Here is a 15450-nt window from a genome sequence, read left to right as displayed (position 1 = left end):
ACGTGCCGAGAGGGCCGGCGGCGGTACACGGGGCCGGGCTGGGCCAGGTCGCCGGCGGTCCGACCCGCGGACCGCCGGCGCGGGCGTCACTGGCGGGCGCGGCTCTTGATCCGGGCGGTGAGCTCGGTGACCTGGGTGTAGGTGGCCCGGCGCTCGCTCATCAGGCCGGTGATCTTCTTGACCGCGTGCATGACCGTGGTGTGGTCCTTGCCGCCGAAGGAGGCGCCGATCCGCGGCAGCGACAGCTCGGTGAGCTCACGGCACAGGTACATGGCGATCTGCCGGGCGTTGACCAGCGTGCGGCTGCGGTTGGCCCCCTGCAGCTCCTCCATCGTCACGGAGAAGTACTCCGCGGTGGCGGCCATGATGATCGCCGCGGTGATCTGCGGGCCCTGCTCGTCGCTGATCAGGTCCTTGAGCACCAGCTCTGCCAGCGACAGGTCGACCGGCTGCTTGTTCAGGCTGGCGAAGGCGGTGACCCGGATCAGCGCGCCCTCGAGCTCGCGGATGTTGGTCTGCACCTTGCTGGCGATGAACTCCAGCACCGCGTCCGGCGCCTGCAGCCGCTCGCCGTAGGCCTTCTTCCGCAGGATCGCGATGCGGGTCTCCAGGTCCGGCGCCTGGACGTCGGTGATGAGGCCCCACTCGAACCGCGTCCGCAGCCGGTCCTCCAGCGTCGTCAGCTTCTTCGGCGCGCGGTCGGAGGTGATGACGATCTGCTTGCTGGCGTTGTGCAGCGTGTTGAAGGTGTGGAAGAACTCCTCCTGGGTGCGCTCGGCGCGCTCCAGGAACTGGATGTCGTCGATCAGCAGGAAGTCGATGTCCCGGTAGCGGCGCCGGAAGTCCTCGGCCCGGCCGGAGTGCACCAGGTTGATGAACTCGTTGGTGAACTCCTCCGTGCTGACGTACCGCACCCGCACGTTGGGGAACATCCGTGCCGCGTAGTGGCCGATCGCGTGCAGCAGGTGCGTCTTGCCCAGCCCGGAGTCGCCGTAGATGAACAGCGGGTTGTAGGCCCGGGCCGGCGCCTCCGCCACGGCCACGGCCGCGGCGTGCGCGAACCGGTTGCTGTTGCCGATGACGAAGCTGTCGAAGACGTACTTGGCGTTCAGCCCGGGGTCCAGCCCGCCGGGCCGCCGGTCGGCGAACAGCGGGACCGCACCGGCTCCGCGACCGGACCGGTCCGCCGGCCGGCGCTCGCCCTCGCCGGTCTGCCCCGTGGGGCCGGCGGCGCCGTTGCCGTCGTCGTCACCGGGCTCGCGGTCCCAGGGCGCCAGCCGTCGCGGGCCGCCGTCGGCCTCGGCGGCCGCGGAGCCACGGGACCAGTCGCGGCCGTCACCGGACTCGGGCAGCCAGGCCTCCGGCCGCGGGGCGTCGGTGCGCACCCCGAAGGCGCTGCGTCCGTCGTCCACCCGGTCGCGGTCGGCCCGGTCCTCGGCGGCCCGGTCGTGCGCCGCCCGCTCCCGGGCGGCCAGCTCCTCGGACGCGCGGTCGTGGGCGATCCGGTCCTGGGTGAGCCGCTCCTGGGTCAGCCGGTCGTCGGCCGACCAGTCCGGCGCGCCGTCCTCGGCGGGGCGCTCGGCCGGCGCCCAGCGCCGGCTGTCCGGCTCGACCCGGCGGGGCAGCGGAGCCGGCTCCGGCGGCGGGGCCGCCGGCATGTCCTCCAGCTGCACGGCCACCCGGATGGCCCGGCCGAACTCCGCGGACAGCGCCTCGGCCAGCACCATCCGCATCCGGGACTCGAGCACGGTCTGGGTGAACTCGTTGGGGGCCGCGAGCACGGCGGTGTCCTCGACCAGCCCCAGGGGGCGGGTGAGTTCCAGCATCGCCTTCTGCTGTGGGGACAGACTGGTCGAGAGCCGCTCGCGGATCTGGTCCCAGACGGTCGCCAGGTCGACCGGAGAGTCGGCCATCGACTGTGTCCCTTCTCGTGCCTTCGGTCCTGCGCTCCGCACCGCCGTCCACAGGTGGGGACGGGTGCAGACGACCCGCTGGATCCCCCGTCCGTTCCCCAGCTGTGGACGTGCAGGGGTCGGCTGTCCACACGAGTGTCCACAGTCTGTGCACGCCCGGCGACACGTGGTCCCGGTACCGGTGTCCTCGGCGGTGGGATCCGACGTCGTCGCTGGTCGGTGCCCTGCCGGGACGTCGGGAGGATGGAGTGCGGGCCGGCGGGACGGCGGGATCGGCGTACGGACCGGCCACCGTTCGTCCAACGCGGAGCGACGGCGACGCTAACAGCCCCGTCCACAGGCAGGCAATGACGAGCCAGCCGGTCGCCGTGCCAGCGACGGCGTGTCCGGCAGCCGGGGACGGTGACGCGGTGCACCATGACCGGTCCGGCCAGCGCACCGGGACCATCGGGGTCTGGGCTATGCTGGTCGGAGTCTGTGCACAGGGTCCGGTGTGCTCCCCCACCTGCGGGGTGGCCGGGGCCGGTGCACAGCAGACCAGCCACGGGGTGCCGGGCGTCGGTCGCAGGGCCCCGGCTCGGTGACCAGCTCGTCCCCCGCGCGTGCGCTGCCCGACCCGGGTACGCGCCGCACCGACGTCGTCAGCAGTGGGAGTCCCTCGTGAGCAAGCGCACCTTCCAGCCGAACAACCGCCGCCGGTCCAAGACCCACGGCTTCCGGCTGCGCATGCGCACCCGGGCCGGTCGCGCCATCCTCGCCGGCCGCCGGCGCAAGGGTCGCGACAAGCTCTCCGCCTGAGGTGCTGCCCGCGCAGGCACGCCTGCGCCGGCGGCCGGAGTTCACCACGGTGGTGAAGTCCGGCCGGCGTGCCGGGCGTCCGACCCTGGTGCTGCACTACCTCCCCGAACGGCCCGTCGCCCGGACCGGGGGTCCGCTGGACCCCTCGACCGGGCCACGGGCCGGTTTCGTGGTCGGCAAGACGGTCGGCAACTCCGTGTGCCGTCACCGGGTGACGCGCCAGCTGCGGCACCTCGTCGCTGCCCAGCTGCACCGCCTCCCGGCCTCCGCCGACCTGGTCGTGCGGGCCCGCCCGGAGGCGGCCGGTGCCGACTCCATCGTGCTGGGCCGCGACCTGGACGCCGGCCTGGCGCGGCTGCTCGGCGACCGTCCGGCCCGACGGTCGTGAGGCTCTCGCCCGGTCGGGGGCTGCTGGCGGCCGTCCGCTTCTACCAGCGGGCGATCAGCCCGGCGTTCCCGCCGCGCTGCCGGTTCGTCCCCACCTGCAGCGCCTACGCCGCCGAGGCCATCGAGGTGCACGGCGCCGGGCGCGGCAGCTGGCTGGCGGTGCGCCGGCTGGCCAAGTGCGCTCCCTGGCACCCCGGTGGCGTCGACCTGGTTCCGCCCCGCGCGGGCGGAACCGCCGAGGCCACCCACTCGTCGTGCACCACGGCACAGGAACCGGCTCCCGAGGCCGGTCCCGCCCCGACGGCTGACGGCACACGTCGTCCCGACCGTGCCACCCCGCCGGCTCCCTGCCGGTCTGCGCAGCAGGAGGCTGGCGTTGCTTGACTGGCTGTACACCGCGATCGCGTGGGTGATGAAGCAGTGGCACTCACTGTTCTCCACGTTCCTCGACCCCGCGAGCGGCATCACCTGGGCGCTGTCGATCGTCTTCCTGGTCGTCACCATCCGCGTGCTGCTGTTCCGCCTGTTCGTCAAGCAGGTGAAGTCCCAGCGCGCGATGCAGGAGATCCAGCCGGAGATCCAGAAGCTCCGTAAGCAGTACGGCAGCGACAAGCAGGGCTTCAGCCAGGCGATGATGGCGCTGCAGAAGGAGCGCGGGGTCAACCCGCTGGCCGGCTGTCTGCCGATCCTCCCGCAGATCCCGATCTTCCTGTCGCTCTTCCACGTGCTACGGCGGATCGCGCCGGGCAAGGACGGCCTCTACAGCTGGGACGACACCCTCACCGACCAGGCAGCCTCGGCTCAGCTGTTCGGTGCGCCGATCTCCTCCTCGTTCAACATGGCCGGGGAGAAGGAGCAGCTGATCCTGGCCCTGCCGGGTGTCGGCTACACCAACATCCGGATCGTCGCGTTCGCGCTGATCGTGATCATGTGCCTGACCACCTTCTTCACCCAGAAGCAGATCATGAAGCGGTCCGGCCCGGTCGAGGGTCAGGCCGCGATGGTGCAGAAGCTGCTGCTCTACGGCATGCCGCTGAGCCTCTTCGTCTCCGGCTTCTTCTTCCCGATCGGCGTCCTGCTGTACTGGTTCACCAACAACCTGTGGACCCTGGGCCAGCAGTTCTACATCCTCAAGAAGCTGCCGCCGCCCGGGTCGCCGGGTGCCCTGGCCAAGGCCGCCGCCGACAAGCCGCAGATCGACCCGAAGTCGCTGGCGCCCAAGCCCGGCGCGAAGCCGGTCCGGCCGAAGCCGGGCACCCGTGCGGCCACCGGTGCGCCGGCGTCCACGGTCGATGCGGACGGCCAGCCGGTGGACGCCCCTGTCGACGGCGAGACGCCCGCCATCGGTGACGGTGCGACCGAGGGCGGGCCGGCGTCGGGCCAGGCCAACGGCCGGCCTCCCGGGTCGAACCGACCACGATCGGGCTCGACCGGGAGCCGGTCGGCCGCCGGCCCGGCCAACCGCGGCAAGCGCAAGCGCCGCTGACGCACCGGCGCACCCGGGCCCCGCGCCCGTCGAGTGCCCGGCCCCCGACCACCGGGCTCGCCCGGCCGCCTGCACGACCTTGGAGGACCCCGTGAGTGCACCCGACAACGACACCGTGAGCGACCCCGCGAGCGATACGGCCACCACGGCCGAGGCCACCTCGGACGCGGTGCTCACCCGGGCCGGCGGCTCCGGTGAGCCCGCCCTGCCCGACGCCGACCCCGCCTCCGCGGACGCCGTCGTCGAGCCGGTGGACGTCGAGGAGGAGGGCCAGGACGACGAGGGGGCGGACGACGACGAGGACGGCGCCGAAGGCCTGCTCGTCCGCGAGGGCGACGTCGCCGGCGACTACCTCGAGCGGCTGCTGGACATCCTGGACGTCGACGGCGACATCGACCTGGACGTCGAGGGCGACCGGGCGTCGGTGGCCGTGGTCGGTGGGGAGCTGAAGACGCTCATCGGTCCCGACGGCGCCACCCTGGAGGCGCTGCAGGAGCTGACCCGGCTGGCGGTGGCACAGTCCACCGGCGTCCGCAGCCGGCTGATGCTGGACATCGGCGGTTTCCGGGCCAAGCGGCGGGCCGACCTCACCGACCTGGCCTCCGCTGCGGCTGACCGGGTGGCACAGAGCGGCACGGCCGAGCGGCTGGCGCCGATGAACCCCTTCGAGCGCAAGGTGGTGCACGACGTCATCGCCGCCGCCGAGGGCGTGCACAGCGAGTCGGAGGGCGAGGAGCCGAACCGCCGCGTCGTGGTCCTGCCCGAGCGGTGAGCGACGCCGGTGACCCGGCCGGGGCGGACACCCCGACCGACCAGCGAGACCAGCCGGTTCCGGAAGCCCCCGCTTCGGCTGCCCGGCTGTTCGGAGCGGCCATCGACGACGCGGCCCGCTACGTGGCCCTGCTCGCCGGCGAGGGCGTCGTCCGTGGTCTGATCGGACCCCGGGAGGTGCCCCGGCTCTGGGAGCGGCACGTGCTCAACAGCGTGGCGCTGGCCGAGGCCGTGCCGGCGGGGGCCCGGGTCGTCGACGTCGGCAGTGGTGCCGGTCTTCCCGGGATCCCCCTGGGGCTGGCCCGACCCGACGTCACGCTGACCCTGGTCGAGCCGATGGCCCGCCGTGTCGAGTTCCTGCAGGAGGTCGTCGCCGAGCTCGGTGCGCCCTGGCGGGTCATCCGTGGCCGGGCCGAGGAGCGTTCAGTGGTGCGCGCGGTCGGTCAGGTCGACGTCGTCACCGCCCGGGCGGTCGCCCCGCTCCCCCGGCTGGTCGGTTGGTGTCGCGGGCTGCTGGCCCCCGGTGCCCAGCTGATCGCACTGGTCGGCGCCAAGGCGGCGGCCGAGGTGCCCGACCTGGTGCCGGAGCTGGAGGCCGCCGGGATGCGGGACGTGCACACCCGGGCGGTCGGTGTGGAGTTGGGTGCCGCAGCCACTACCGTGGTGGTCATGACGCGGGGCGGTTCGGCCCGTTCCGTCCCGACGTCTGGATGACCCCGTTTCACGTGGAACTGGCCACCGCGAGACATCGGCGTTCCACGTGGAACACGGTGGTGAGGAGGACGCACCGATGACGGACCCGGGCGAGCGGCTGCGTTCCAATCTCGCTGCCGATCAGACAGTCGGTGCCGAGTTCGACAGCCCGATCGCCATGGAGGCGATGCGGGCCACCCGCGTACTGCACGCGGCCGACCAGGACCCCTTCCCCGCACCGGGGCGGATCCGGGTCATCACGATCGCCAACCAGAAGGGCGGCGTCGGGAAGACCACCTCGACGGTGAACCTCGGCGTGGCGCTGGCCATGTACGGGCTGCGCACCCTGGTCATCGACCTCGACCCGCAGGGCAACGCGAGCACCGCCCTCGGTGTCGAGCACACGGTGGGCACCCCCTCGATCTACGACGCCCTCGTCGGGGACAACACGCTGGCCGAGGTCACCCACCCGACCACCGCCAGCCCGCACCTGTCCTGCGTCCCGGCGACGATCGACCTGGCCGGCGCCGAGATCGAGCTGGTCTCCGTCGTCGCCCGGGAACACCGGCTGCGCCGCTCGATCGAGACGTACCTGCACGAGCTCCCGGCGGAGCAGCGACCGCACTACGTGCTCATCGACTGCCCGCCGTCCCTCGGCCTGCTCACGCTGAACGCGCTGGTGGCCGGGGACGAGGTGCTCATCCCCATCCAGTGCGAGTACTACGCCCTGGAGGGGCTGGGTCAGCTGCTCTCCAACATCGACCTGGTGCGGGCCCACCTCAACCCCGGGATCTCGGTGAGCACCATCCTGCTCACCATGTACGACGGCCGGACGAAGCTCGCCGACCAGGTCGCCGACGAGGTGCGCAACCACTTCGGCGACCTGGTGCTCAAGGCGGTCATCCCTCGCAACGTCCGGGTGAGCGAAGCGCCGGGGTACGGACAGTCGGTGCTCACCTACGACCCGGGCTCCCGGGGATCCACCAGCTACGTGGAGGCCGCGCGGGAGCTCGCCCACCGCGGTGCCGACCTGCCGGCGGCACCCAGCGCCCCGGTCGTGCAGGCCCCGGCTCCTCCCCCGCCACCGGTGGCCGGCCCGCCGACCATGCCGTCGGTCGCCGCCCTCGTGCTCGGCGAGCCGATGACCACCCCTGCTCCGCGCGGGCGGCACGCGACGTGACCGCTCGGCGCACCACCGACATCCCCGGGCCGCGACCGCGGACCACGGGCACCAGCGAGGAGGACTCGTGAGCAAGCGCGGCGGTCTCGGCCGGGGCCTGGCGGCCCTCATCCCCACCAGCGCCCCGGCGCCGACGGCGACGCCTGCCGCCCGGGCTGCTGAGGCGGCTGAGGCAGCTGAGGCGGCATCGGCGGTCGAGCAGGCCGGCGGCACCCCGGCCGCGGCGCCGGAGCGGACGGCGTCGGTGCACGAGCTGCCGGCCCGCGCGCTCGAGGAGGTGGCCGGCGTGCCGGGCGCCCAGCTGCGCGAGGTGCCGGTCGGGGACGTGGTCCCCAACCCGAAGCAGCCGCGGCAGGTCTTCGACGACGAGGCGCTGGAGGAGCTCACCCACTCCGTCCGGGAGTTCGGACTGCTCCAGCCGATCGTCGTCCGCGAGGCGGCCGACGGTCGGTACGAGCTGATCATGGGTGAGCGCCGGCTGCGGGCCTCGCGGGCGGCTGGGCTGGAGACGGTGCCGGCGATCGTCCGGGACACCACCGACGACGCGATGCTGCGCGATGCCCTGCTGGAGAACATCCACCGGGTGCAGCTGAACCCGCTGGAGGAGGCGGCTGCCTACCAGCAGCTGCTGGAGGAGTTCGGCGCCACCCACGAGGAGCTGGCCAGCAAGATCGGCCGCAGCCGCTCGCAGGTCACCAACACCATCCGGTTGATGAAGCTGCCGGTGAAGGTGCAGACCCGCGTTGCCGCCGGCGTGATCTCCGCCGGTCACGCCCGGGCACTGCTCGGTCTCCCCGAGGCCGAGGCACAGGACGCACTCGCCACCCGGATCGTCGCCGAGGGCATGTCGGTGCGCGCCACCGAGGAGGCGGTCGCGATGGCGGTCGCCGACACCCCGGCGGCCGCCCGCCGGTCGGCGCGCAAGATCACCGCGCCCGGGGTCGAGGACCTCGCCGGCCGGCTCTCCGACGTGTTCGAGACCAAGGTCAAGGTGCAGATCGGCCGGGCGAAGGGCCGTATCGTCGTCGAGTTCGGCTCGGTCGACGACCTGCAGCGCATCGTCGGCATGATGGCGCCCGACATCACCGGTCGTAGCCCTCAGTCGTAGACCTGGGCCTGGTTGCGTCACTGACGCAACCAGGCCCAGATCAGCGGGCCGTCAGGGAGTGATCGGGCCCTCGGTCGCTGCCCGGGCGAGCAACCTGCTCAACACGTCGCCGAGCCGCAGCCCGGCGGCCTCCACGGCCATCGGGAACATCGACGTCTCGGTGAGGCCCGGGGAGACGTTCACCTCCAGGAAGTGCACCTCGCCGTCCGGGGTGACGATCGCATCGGTGCGGGACAGACCCGCCAGCCCGAGCGCGCGGTGCACGCGCAGCGCCACCTCGGCAGCCCGGGCGGCGACGTCGTCACCGACCCTCGCCGGCGCGTGGTACTCGGTGAGCCCGGGCGTGTACCGGGAGGTGTAGTCGAAGACGCCGGACTCCGGGGCGATCTCCACCGCCGGCAGCGCCTCCGGTCCCTCCCCCAGGTCGATCACGGACAGGGCCAGCTCCACGCCGTCGACGTAGCGCTCGACCATGACGGTGTCGCCGTAGGCGAAGCAGCTGACCATCGCGGCGGGCAGGTCCTCGACCCGGCTGACCTTCTGCACGCCCAGCGAGGACCCACCCGAGGCGGGCTTGACCATCAGCGGCAGGCCGAGCCGGGCGACGATCAGGTCGAGCACCGCACCGGCGCCCAGCTCGCGGAACGTGCTGTGCGGCAGCGCCACCCAGTCGGGGGTGGCCAGCCCGGCAGCGCGGACGACCGACTTGGCGGCCGGCTTGTCCCAGGCCAGCCGGCAGGCCGCCGCCGGTGAGCCGACGTAGGGGACGCCGGCCAGGTCCAGCACTGCGCGCAGTGCGCCGTCCTCGCCGGTGGCCCCGTGCAGGGCGATGAAGACCGCGTCGGCCGGCGACGCGGCCAGCCCGGGGAGCAGCTCGGCGTCGGCGTCGTGCAGCTCGGCGTCGACACCGGCCCTGGTCAGGGCCTCGACGACCTGACCGCCGGAGTTGATGCTGACCTCCCGCTCGAAGGTCAGACCCCCGGCGAGCACCAGGGCCCGCAAGGGGGCTCGCTGTGCCTCGGGAGCCTCCACCGGTGCGGATGCCTGGTCGGTCATGGCCGGTCCCCGTCCTGGTCGGTGTTCGCCGGGCCGATGACCGGCGGTGGGGTGGCCCGGTCGGCGGCCGGCCGGGCGGTGGCCGGGTTCACCGCCCGGAACGTGCCGGTGTCGACCGCGTCGAAGGTGGAGTGCAGGTCCAGCTCGGCCTCGATGACCCGGGCCAGCCGGCGCACACCCTCTCGGATGCGGTCGGGCTCGGGGTAGCAGTAGGACAGCCGCATGTACTCGCGGCCGGAGCCGTCGGCGTAGAAGCCGATGCCGGGCACGTAGGCCACGTGGGCCGCGACCGCACGGGGCTGCATCAGCTTGGCGTCCAGCCCGTCGGGCAGCTTGAGCCACACGTAGAAGCCGCCGTCCGGGCGGGTCCAGGTGGTGCCCGGGGGCATCAGCGCCGACAGCGACTCCAGCGTGGCGTCGCGCCGCTCGCGGTAGAGCTCGGTGAAGACCTTGATCTGCTCGCGCCACGGCTGGGTGTCCAGGTACCGGGCGACGGCGTACTGGGTGAGCGAGGGCGGGCACAGCACCTGCGCCTCGGTGGCCAGCACCAGCTTCTCCCGGACGGCGAGCGGCGCCAGCACCCAGCCCACCCGCAGGCCCGGGGAGAACGTCTTGGAGAACGACCCCAGGTAGATGACCCGGTCGGCGTTGCGGGCCCGCAACGCGCGCATCGGCTCCTGGTCGAACCCGAGCAGGCCGTAGGGGTTGTCCTCGATGACGAGCAGGTCGTACTGCTCGGCGAGGGCGACGACGGCCTGCCGCCGGGGCTCGCTGAGGGTCACGCCGGCGGGGTTGTGGAAGTTGGGCACCGTGTAGAGGAACTTGACCCGCTCGCCGCGGGCCCGGCACTCCAGCAGCGCCTGCTCCAGCGCCTCCGGGATCAGCCCGTCGTCGTCCATCGCGACGTGCCGCACCTGTGCCTGGGCCGCCTGGAAGACACCGAGGGCACCGACGTAGGACGGCGCCTCGGCCAGGATGACGTCGCCGGGGTCGACGAACACCCGGGTGACCAGGTCCAGCGCCTGCTGCGAGCCGACCGTGACGACGACCTCGGTGGGCGAGGCGTCGGTGATGCCCTCCAGGGCCATGACGTCGCAGATGCGCTCGCGCAGCCGGGGGTCGCCCTGGCCGGACCCGTACTGCAGGGTCTGGGCGCCCATCCCGGAGACGAGCTCACCGATCATCGAGCCGACCGCGTCGAGCGGCAGGGCGGTGACCGCGGGCATGCCGCCGGCCAGGGAGACCACCTCGGGGCGGCTCACCACGGAGAACAGCGCCCGGATCTCCGAGCTCTTCATCCCGTGGGTGCGTGCTGCGTACCGGTCTGCCAGGGGGTCCAGCCGCGGGTGCCGCGGGGAGACGTGCGGGGACGCACCGCTGGAGTACGCCCCGGCCTGACCGGTTCCGACCGAGGGGTCGGGCACAGGAGGGGTCACCTGTCGCAGTGTAAGCCGCCGCCCCCGGGGCCGGACCGCAGGAGCACCGCCCCCGACGGGGCCGTCGCCGTCAGGAGCGGGCGGGCAGCAGGAAGGTGCCGGTGGGCGGGTCGGCGTCGGCGGGGAGGAACAGCCGTTGGACGGCGGCGACGACGGCCTGGGCGATGGTGCTGCGCAGCCGGGCGTCCAGCAGGAGCAGCCGGTCGACCGGGTGGGAGAGGTAGCCGCAGTCGACCCGGACAGCGGGCATGCGGGTCATCCGCAGGATGTCCCAGGTCTTCGGGTGCGAGCTGCAGTCGAGCATGCCGGTGCGGGCGATGACCTCGCGGCGCACCAGGTTCGCGAACTGCTCGCCCACCGTGGAGCTCGCCCCGGAACCGGTGCCGTAGTAGTAGCTGGCCACCCCGCGGGCGTGCGCGGAACCGTGCGCCTCCATGTGCAGGGAGAGGAAGAGGTCGGCGCGGGCCTCGTTGGCGAAGGCGGTGCGGTCCTCGGCGCTCGGGTCGCCGGTGCGACCCCGGGTCAGGTAGACGGTGGCCCCCGCCGCGGCCAGCCGGCCCTCGATCCGGGACGCCAGGTCGAAGACCAGGTCGGACTCGGTGGTCTCCCCGGCGGTGTAGCCGGTGTCCTCGCCGCCGTGGCCGGGGTCGATGACGATGACCCGGCCGATCAGGTGCGAGCCGGACTCCACCATCGAGGCGCTCTGCCGCAGCAGCTGGGGACGCCCACCGGTCACCCGCCGGCCCAGCTGCTTGAGCGCCCGCAGGGTCGCCGGGCCACAGGTGCCATCGGGGGTCAGGCCGTAGTCGCGCTGGAACCCACGCAGCCCGGTCTCGGTGTCGGCACCGAGGATGCCGTCGGCCGGGCCGGCGTCGTAGCCCAGCTCCAGCAGCAGTTCCTGCAGCCGGCGCACGTCGTCACCCCGGGCGGGGTGCTCGGGGTCGAACCGGAGCAGCCGGTCGCCGAGTGACCAGCGGGCCTCGTTCAACGCCCGGTAGGTCTCGTCGCCGACCCGGCCGTCGACGGTCAGCCCGCGGACCTGCTGGAAGTGCCGGACGGCGAGCTCGGTGCCGGTGTCGTAGTCGGCCGCCGCACCCGCCGGCGCAGCGGCGTCCCCGGCGAGCAGGTCGAGGGAACGGAGCACTGACTGCACCTCGGCCACGGCGGGGCCGGTGCTGCCGAGTCGCAGGACGTCCATGTGCAGGTCGTCGCTCCTGTTCGGGTCGGGGGCCGGTGCTGGACCGGCGATGGGTCAGGTCGATTGTCGCTGGTGTGCTCGCGCACTGCGCGCACCGGGGCCGTGACAGCACGCCCGGAGCACGGCGAGGCCCGCCGGTCCGTGGACCGGCGGGCCTCGTCAGTGGTGCAGCGCGGACGGGTGTCCGCGGGGCCGGCCGGAGCCGGCGCAGATCAGATGTAGTCGGAGAGGTCCGACAGGATGGCGCCCTTGGGCTTGGCGCCGATGATGCTCTTGACCGGCTTGCCGCCCTGGAACACCGTCATCGTCGGGATCGACATGACCTGGTAGTCGCGGGCGATCTGCGGGTTCTCGTCGATGTTGAGCTTGGCGATCGTGAGCTTGTCGGCGTGCTCCGCCGCGATCTCCTCGAGCACCGGCGCGACCATCTTGCACGGCCCGCACCACTCGGCCCAGAAGTCGACCAGCACGGGCTTGTCGCTGCCCAGGACGTCGCTGGCGAAGCTGGCGTCGGTGACCGTCACGGTGTTGCCTGCCATGGGGTTCTCCCTGAGGTTGCTCGGAGGTACGTGGGGTCGAACAGGCGCTGGGGTCGTTCTATGCCCGGCCGGGGCGCCCGGGTCGTTCTGTGCCCGGCCCGGGCAGCCGGGTCGTCGTGTGCCCGGCCCGGGAGTCAGCGCTCGTCGAAGGTCTCGGCGAGCCAGCGCTCGGCGTCGATCGCGGCGGCCGCGCCGGTGCCGGAGGAGGTGATCGCCTGCCGGTAGATGCGGTCGACGACGTCGCCGCAGGCGAACACGCCCTCGATGTTGGTGCGGGTGGTCGGGTGGTCGACCACCACGTACCCCTCGTCGTCCAGCTTCAACTGCCCGACGAACAGCTCGGTGCGGGGGTCGTGGCCGATGGCGACGAACAGGCCGCTGACCGGCAGCTGCTCGGTGGCGCCGGTGGCGACGTCGGTGAGCTCGACCGAGTCGACGGTGGTCTCGCCGTGGACGTCGGTGACCTGCTTGCCCAGTGCCCAGCGGATCTTCTCGTTGTCCTGGGCGCGCTTCTGCATGATCTTCGACGCCCGCAGCTCCGGACGGCGGTGCACCACGGTGACCGACCTGGCGAAGCGGGTGAGGAAGGTGGCCTCCTCCATCGCGGAGTCGCCACCGCCGACGACCACGATGTCCTGGTCGCGGAAGAAGAAACCGTCGCAGGTCGCGCATGCGGAGACGCCGCGGCCGAGCAGGCGCTGCTCGTTGTCCAGGCCGAGGTAGCGGTACTTGGAGCCGGTGGCGACGATCACCGCGTGCGCGCGGTGCACCTCGTCGCCGACCTTGACGATCTTCGGGTCGACGGTGAGGTCGACCTCGGTCACGTCACGGGCGACCAGCTCGGCGCCGAAGCGCTCGGCCTGGGTGCGCATGTCGTCCATCAGCTGGGGGCCCTGGACGCCCTCGGGGAAGCCGGGGAAGTTCTCCACCTCGGTGGTGGTCATCAGCGCGCCACCGAACTGCGAGCCCTCGAAGACCAGGGGGTGCAGGTTCGCGCGGGCGGCGTACGTGGCAGCGGTGTACCCGGCAGGGCCCGACCCGATGATGATCAGGTCACGGACCCCGTCGTGCTCCGCCGGGGGGATGGCGGGCGGCCCGTCGGTCGAGACCGCGGGACCGGGCGTCGGCTGGTTCGTCGTCACGGGGCGCACAACGGACAGGGTAGGTGCGCCATTCCCCGCGCCGCCCCGACCCCACCCCGGCGGGGGAACGGTCCCGTCTCAGCCGGCGGTGGTGACGGTGACCTCGGCGAGGTCGGCGGTGAAGCCGTCGTCCACGGCCACCAGGCCGGTCACCCAGACCAGCACGTACCGGCTGGTCACCGGCGTGTCGAAGGCGAGGTCGTCGCTGCCACCCAGCTCGCCGCCGGCGGCGACGGTGAACGCCTCGAGGTCGCCGTCGGGTGCGCCGCCGGTGCGCACCTCGACCGTCGCGCCGGGCAGCGTCGTCTGCACCGTGACCCCGCCCAGCGACTGCTCGCTGCCCAGGTCGTACAGCACGCCGACGCCGGGCTTGAGGTTGCCGAAGTCGGCCGAGCCCCGGTAGGTCAGCGTCGACCAGCTGGTGGTCGGGTCGCCGTCGAAGCTGAGCGGGACGGCGTCGTCGTTCTCCGGCTCGCCGTCACCGAAGGGGTCGAACACGGTGGCCGCCGCGATCGGCACGGGGCTCCCGGCGACCGGGGCCTCCGCCGCGCCGCCGTCGGCCGGGGCGCTGACCGAGGGCACCGAGCCGGTCGGGTCCTCGCCGACGTTGCCCGCCACGGAGAGCACGTTCGTGCCGAACCACCAGCCGATGGCGATGACCAGCACCAGGGCCAGGAGGGGCAGGCCGACGACGGCCAGCCGGCGCCGGGCGGTGGGCTCGGCGCCCGCCGGCGGGCGCTCCCGGTCGTCCAGCGCGGTGAAGGTCTCACCGAGGTCCAGGTCGTCCTCGTCGTCGGCCGGACGGGCGTGCCGGGCGGCCAGCGGACGGGCCAGCGCGGCCCCGGGGACGGGGGGCAGGGTCGACCGGTCGAGCCGGACGGGCCGCTCGCCGTCGTCGGCCGACCGGGCCTCCTCGGCGTCGGCCAGGTCACGGCGGTCGCGGAGCCGGCGCATCCAGCCGCTGTCGATGCCGGCGTCCGGGCCGGTGGCCTCCTGCGGGCCGGTGGTGGCGCGGGGGCGGTCGGCGAGCAGGGAGACCATCGTGCTGACGCTGGACAGCCCGGTCGCCGGGTCGTCGGAGCGGGCACGCCGGACCAGCGCGGCCAGGTCCGGTGAGCTGATGTGCACCGGACCGGCGCCGGGGAGGTCGGAGCGCCGGCCGGTGAGGCAGAGCTCCAGCAGCGCCCCGAGGGCGGTGATGTCGCCCTTCTCGGTGCCGCTGGCGGCCGGCACGGACAGCAGCCCGACCAGGCCGCCCGGGCGGAGCACGACGTGGTCGGGGGTCAGGCCGCCGACGGCGAGACCGACCCGGTGGGCCTCGGCGACGCCCTCGGCCAGCCGGCGGACGACGGCCCGCGTCTCCCGCTCCGGCAGCGGGCCCTCGGTGGCCAGCCAGTCCGACAGCCGGGTGCCGTCGATCCACTCGTTGACCACGTACGCGGCGCTGCCGGACTCGGTGCCCCCGGTGCCCTCCGCGGCGTCGTAGACCATCGCCAGCGCCGGGGTGGCCAGTCCGCCCGCGGTCAGCGCGCGGTTGATCCACTCCCGGGCGGCCGGGCCGCCGGGGGTGTGCACCCGCAGCAGCACGTCGCGGTTCAGCACCCGGTCGCGGGCGCGCCAGGAGCGGATGACCCCGGTCGGGGTCTGCTCGTCGGGGGCCACCTGGTCGAGCGGGCGGTACCGGTCGGGCAGGCCAGTGGTCGTCGACGTCACGGACGCTGCCGACCCCCTGCTCGCTCACGG

General features: G+C 73.5%; 15 protein-coding genes. 8 read left to right on the top strand and 7 right to left on the bottom strand.

What is annotated here, in order from left to right; all coding sequences use genetic code 11:
* Positions 1–86 precede the first annotated feature (86 nt).
* Entirely contained in the window at positions 87–1913 is a 1827-nt protein-coding gene (gene dnaA / locus Q1A09_RS20275; RefSeq protein ID WP_299959352.1) for a chromosomal replication initiator protein DnaA, read from the bottom strand.
* 660 nt (positions 1914–2573) lie between these two features.
* On the opposite strand from dnaA, the gene rpmH reads away from it, so the two are divergent.
* The 8 genes from rpmH (at position 2574) to Q1A09_RS20235 (ending at position 8336) form a co-directional block, all read left to right on the top strand.
* Complete coding sequence (rpmH, locus tag Q1A09_RS20270; RefSeq protein WP_056296149.1) at positions 2574–2711, top strand: 50S ribosomal protein L34; 138 nt, start codon at positions 2574–2576, stop codon at positions 2709–2711.
* A gap of 1 nt (position 2712) precedes the next feature.
* A complete protein-coding gene (gene rnpA, locus Q1A09_RS20265) occupies positions 2713–3099 on the top strand; it encodes a ribonuclease P protein component (RefSeq protein ID WP_299959339.1) in 387 nt (128 codons plus the stop codon).
* Complete coding sequence (gene yidD / locus Q1A09_RS20260; RefSeq protein WP_299959336.1) at positions 3096–3482, top strand: membrane protein insertion efficiency factor YidD; 387 nt, start codon at positions 3096–3098, stop codon at positions 3480–3482. Before rnpA ends, yidD begins: the two co-directional genes overlap by 4 nt.
* A complete protein-coding gene (yidC, locus tag Q1A09_RS20255) occupies positions 3475–4584 on the top strand; it encodes a membrane protein insertase YidC (protein WP_299959330.1) in 1110 nt (369 codons plus the stop codon). Before yidD ends, yidC begins: the two co-directional genes overlap by 8 nt.
* A 91-nt stretch (positions 4585–4675) precedes the next feature.
* Positions 4676–5356 carry a protein jag gene (locus tag Q1A09_RS20250; protein ID WP_299959327.1) on the top strand — a complete coding sequence of 227 codons (681 nt, stop codon included), beginning with the start codon at positions 4676–4678 and terminating at the stop codon, positions 5354–5356.
* On the top strand, positions 5353–6069 hold the full coding sequence (rsmG, locus tag Q1A09_RS20245; protein ID WP_299959324.1) for a 16S rRNA (guanine(527)-N(7))-methyltransferase RsmG: 717 nt from the start codon (positions 5353–5355) through the stop codon (positions 6067–6069). Before Q1A09_RS20250 ends, rsmG begins: the two co-directional genes overlap by 4 nt.
* 76 nt (positions 6070–6145) lie before the next feature.
* A complete protein-coding gene (locus Q1A09_RS20240; protein ID WP_366139815.1) occupies positions 6146–7228 on the top strand; it encodes a ParA family protein in 1083 nt (360 codons plus the stop codon).
* Positions 7229–7295: 67 nt separating this feature from the next.
* Positions 7296–8336 (top strand): ParB/RepB/Spo0J family partition protein, encoded by a 1041-nt coding sequence (locus tag Q1A09_RS20235; RefSeq protein ID WP_299959321.1) that lies wholly within the window; start codon positions 7296–7298, stop codon positions 8334–8336.
* A 51-nt stretch (positions 8337–8387) separates the two neighbouring features.
* On the opposite strand, the gene Q1A09_RS20230 is transcribed toward Q1A09_RS20235, so the two are convergent.
* The 6 genes from Q1A09_RS20230 to Q1A09_RS20205 all read right to left on the bottom strand — a co-directional run bounded on the left by Q1A09_RS20230 (position 8388) and on the right by Q1A09_RS20205 (position 15420).
* The gene (locus Q1A09_RS20230) at positions 8388–9392 is read right to left on the bottom strand and encodes a D-alanine--D-alanine ligase (RefSeq protein ID WP_299959318.1); all 1005 of its coding nucleotides are present in this window, start codon (positions 9390–9392) and stop codon (positions 8388–8390) included.
* Positions 9389–10828 carry a PLP-dependent aminotransferase family protein gene (locus Q1A09_RS20225; RefSeq protein WP_299959315.1) on the bottom strand — a complete coding sequence of 480 codons (1440 nt, stop codon included), beginning with the start codon at positions 10826–10828 and terminating at the stop codon, positions 9389–9391. Before Q1A09_RS20225 ends, Q1A09_RS20230 begins: the two co-directional genes overlap by 4 nt.
* Before the next feature lie 70 nt (positions 10829–10898).
* On the bottom strand, positions 10899–12026 hold the full coding sequence (locus Q1A09_RS20220; RefSeq protein ID WP_299959312.1) for an N-acetylmuramoyl-L-alanine amidase: 1128 nt from the start codon (positions 12024–12026) through the stop codon (positions 10899–10901).
* 212 nt (positions 12027–12238) lie between these two features.
* Positions 12239–12565: a thioredoxin gene (trxA, locus tag Q1A09_RS20215; RefSeq protein WP_153359386.1), complete on the bottom strand. Its 327-nt coding sequence runs from the start codon at positions 12563–12565 to the stop codon at positions 12239–12241.
* A gap of 134 nt (positions 12566–12699) precedes the next feature.
* Positions 12700–13716: a thioredoxin-disulfide reductase gene (gene trxB, locus Q1A09_RS20210; RefSeq protein ID WP_366139813.1), complete on the bottom strand. Its 1017-nt coding sequence runs from the start codon at positions 13714–13716 to the stop codon at positions 12700–12702.
* Positions 13717–13785: 69 nt separating this feature from the next.
* Positions 13786–15420, bottom strand: coding sequence for a hypothetical protein (locus Q1A09_RS20205; RefSeq protein WP_299959283.1), 1635 nt, complete (start codon positions 15418–15420; stop codon positions 13786–13788).
* Positions 15421–15450 lie beyond the last annotated feature (30 nt).

Origin of the sequence: uncultured Modestobacter sp. (assembly GCF_947486615.1) — a bacterium.
Taxonomy (GTDB): Bacteria; Actinomycetota; Actinomycetes; order Mycobacteriales; family Geodermatophilaceae; genus Modestobacter.
This window is presented reverse-complemented; position numbering and strand designations above follow the sequence as displayed.

Bases quoted from the DNA above. Each gene is read 5' to 3' on its own strand.
- Q1A09_RS20220 (WP_299959312.1), bottom strand. From the start codon at position 12,026: ATGGACGTCCTGCGACTCGGCAGCACCGGCCCCGCCGTGGCCGAGGTG.
- trxA (WP_153359386.1), bottom strand. From the start codon at position 12,565: ATGGCAGGCAACACCGTGACGGTCACCGACGCCAGCTTCGCCAGCGAC.
- Q1A09_RS20230 (WP_299959318.1), bottom strand. From the start codon at position 9,392: ATGACCGACCAGGCATCCGCACCGGTGGAGGCTCCCGAGGCACAGCGA.
- Q1A09_RS20240 (WP_366139815.1), top strand. From the start codon at position 6,146: ATGACGGACCCGGGCGAGCGGCTGCGTTCCAATCTCGCTGCCGATCAG.
- dnaA (WP_299959352.1), bottom strand. From the start codon at position 1,913: ATGGCCGACTCTCCGGTCGACCTGGCGACCGTCTGGGACCAGATCCGC.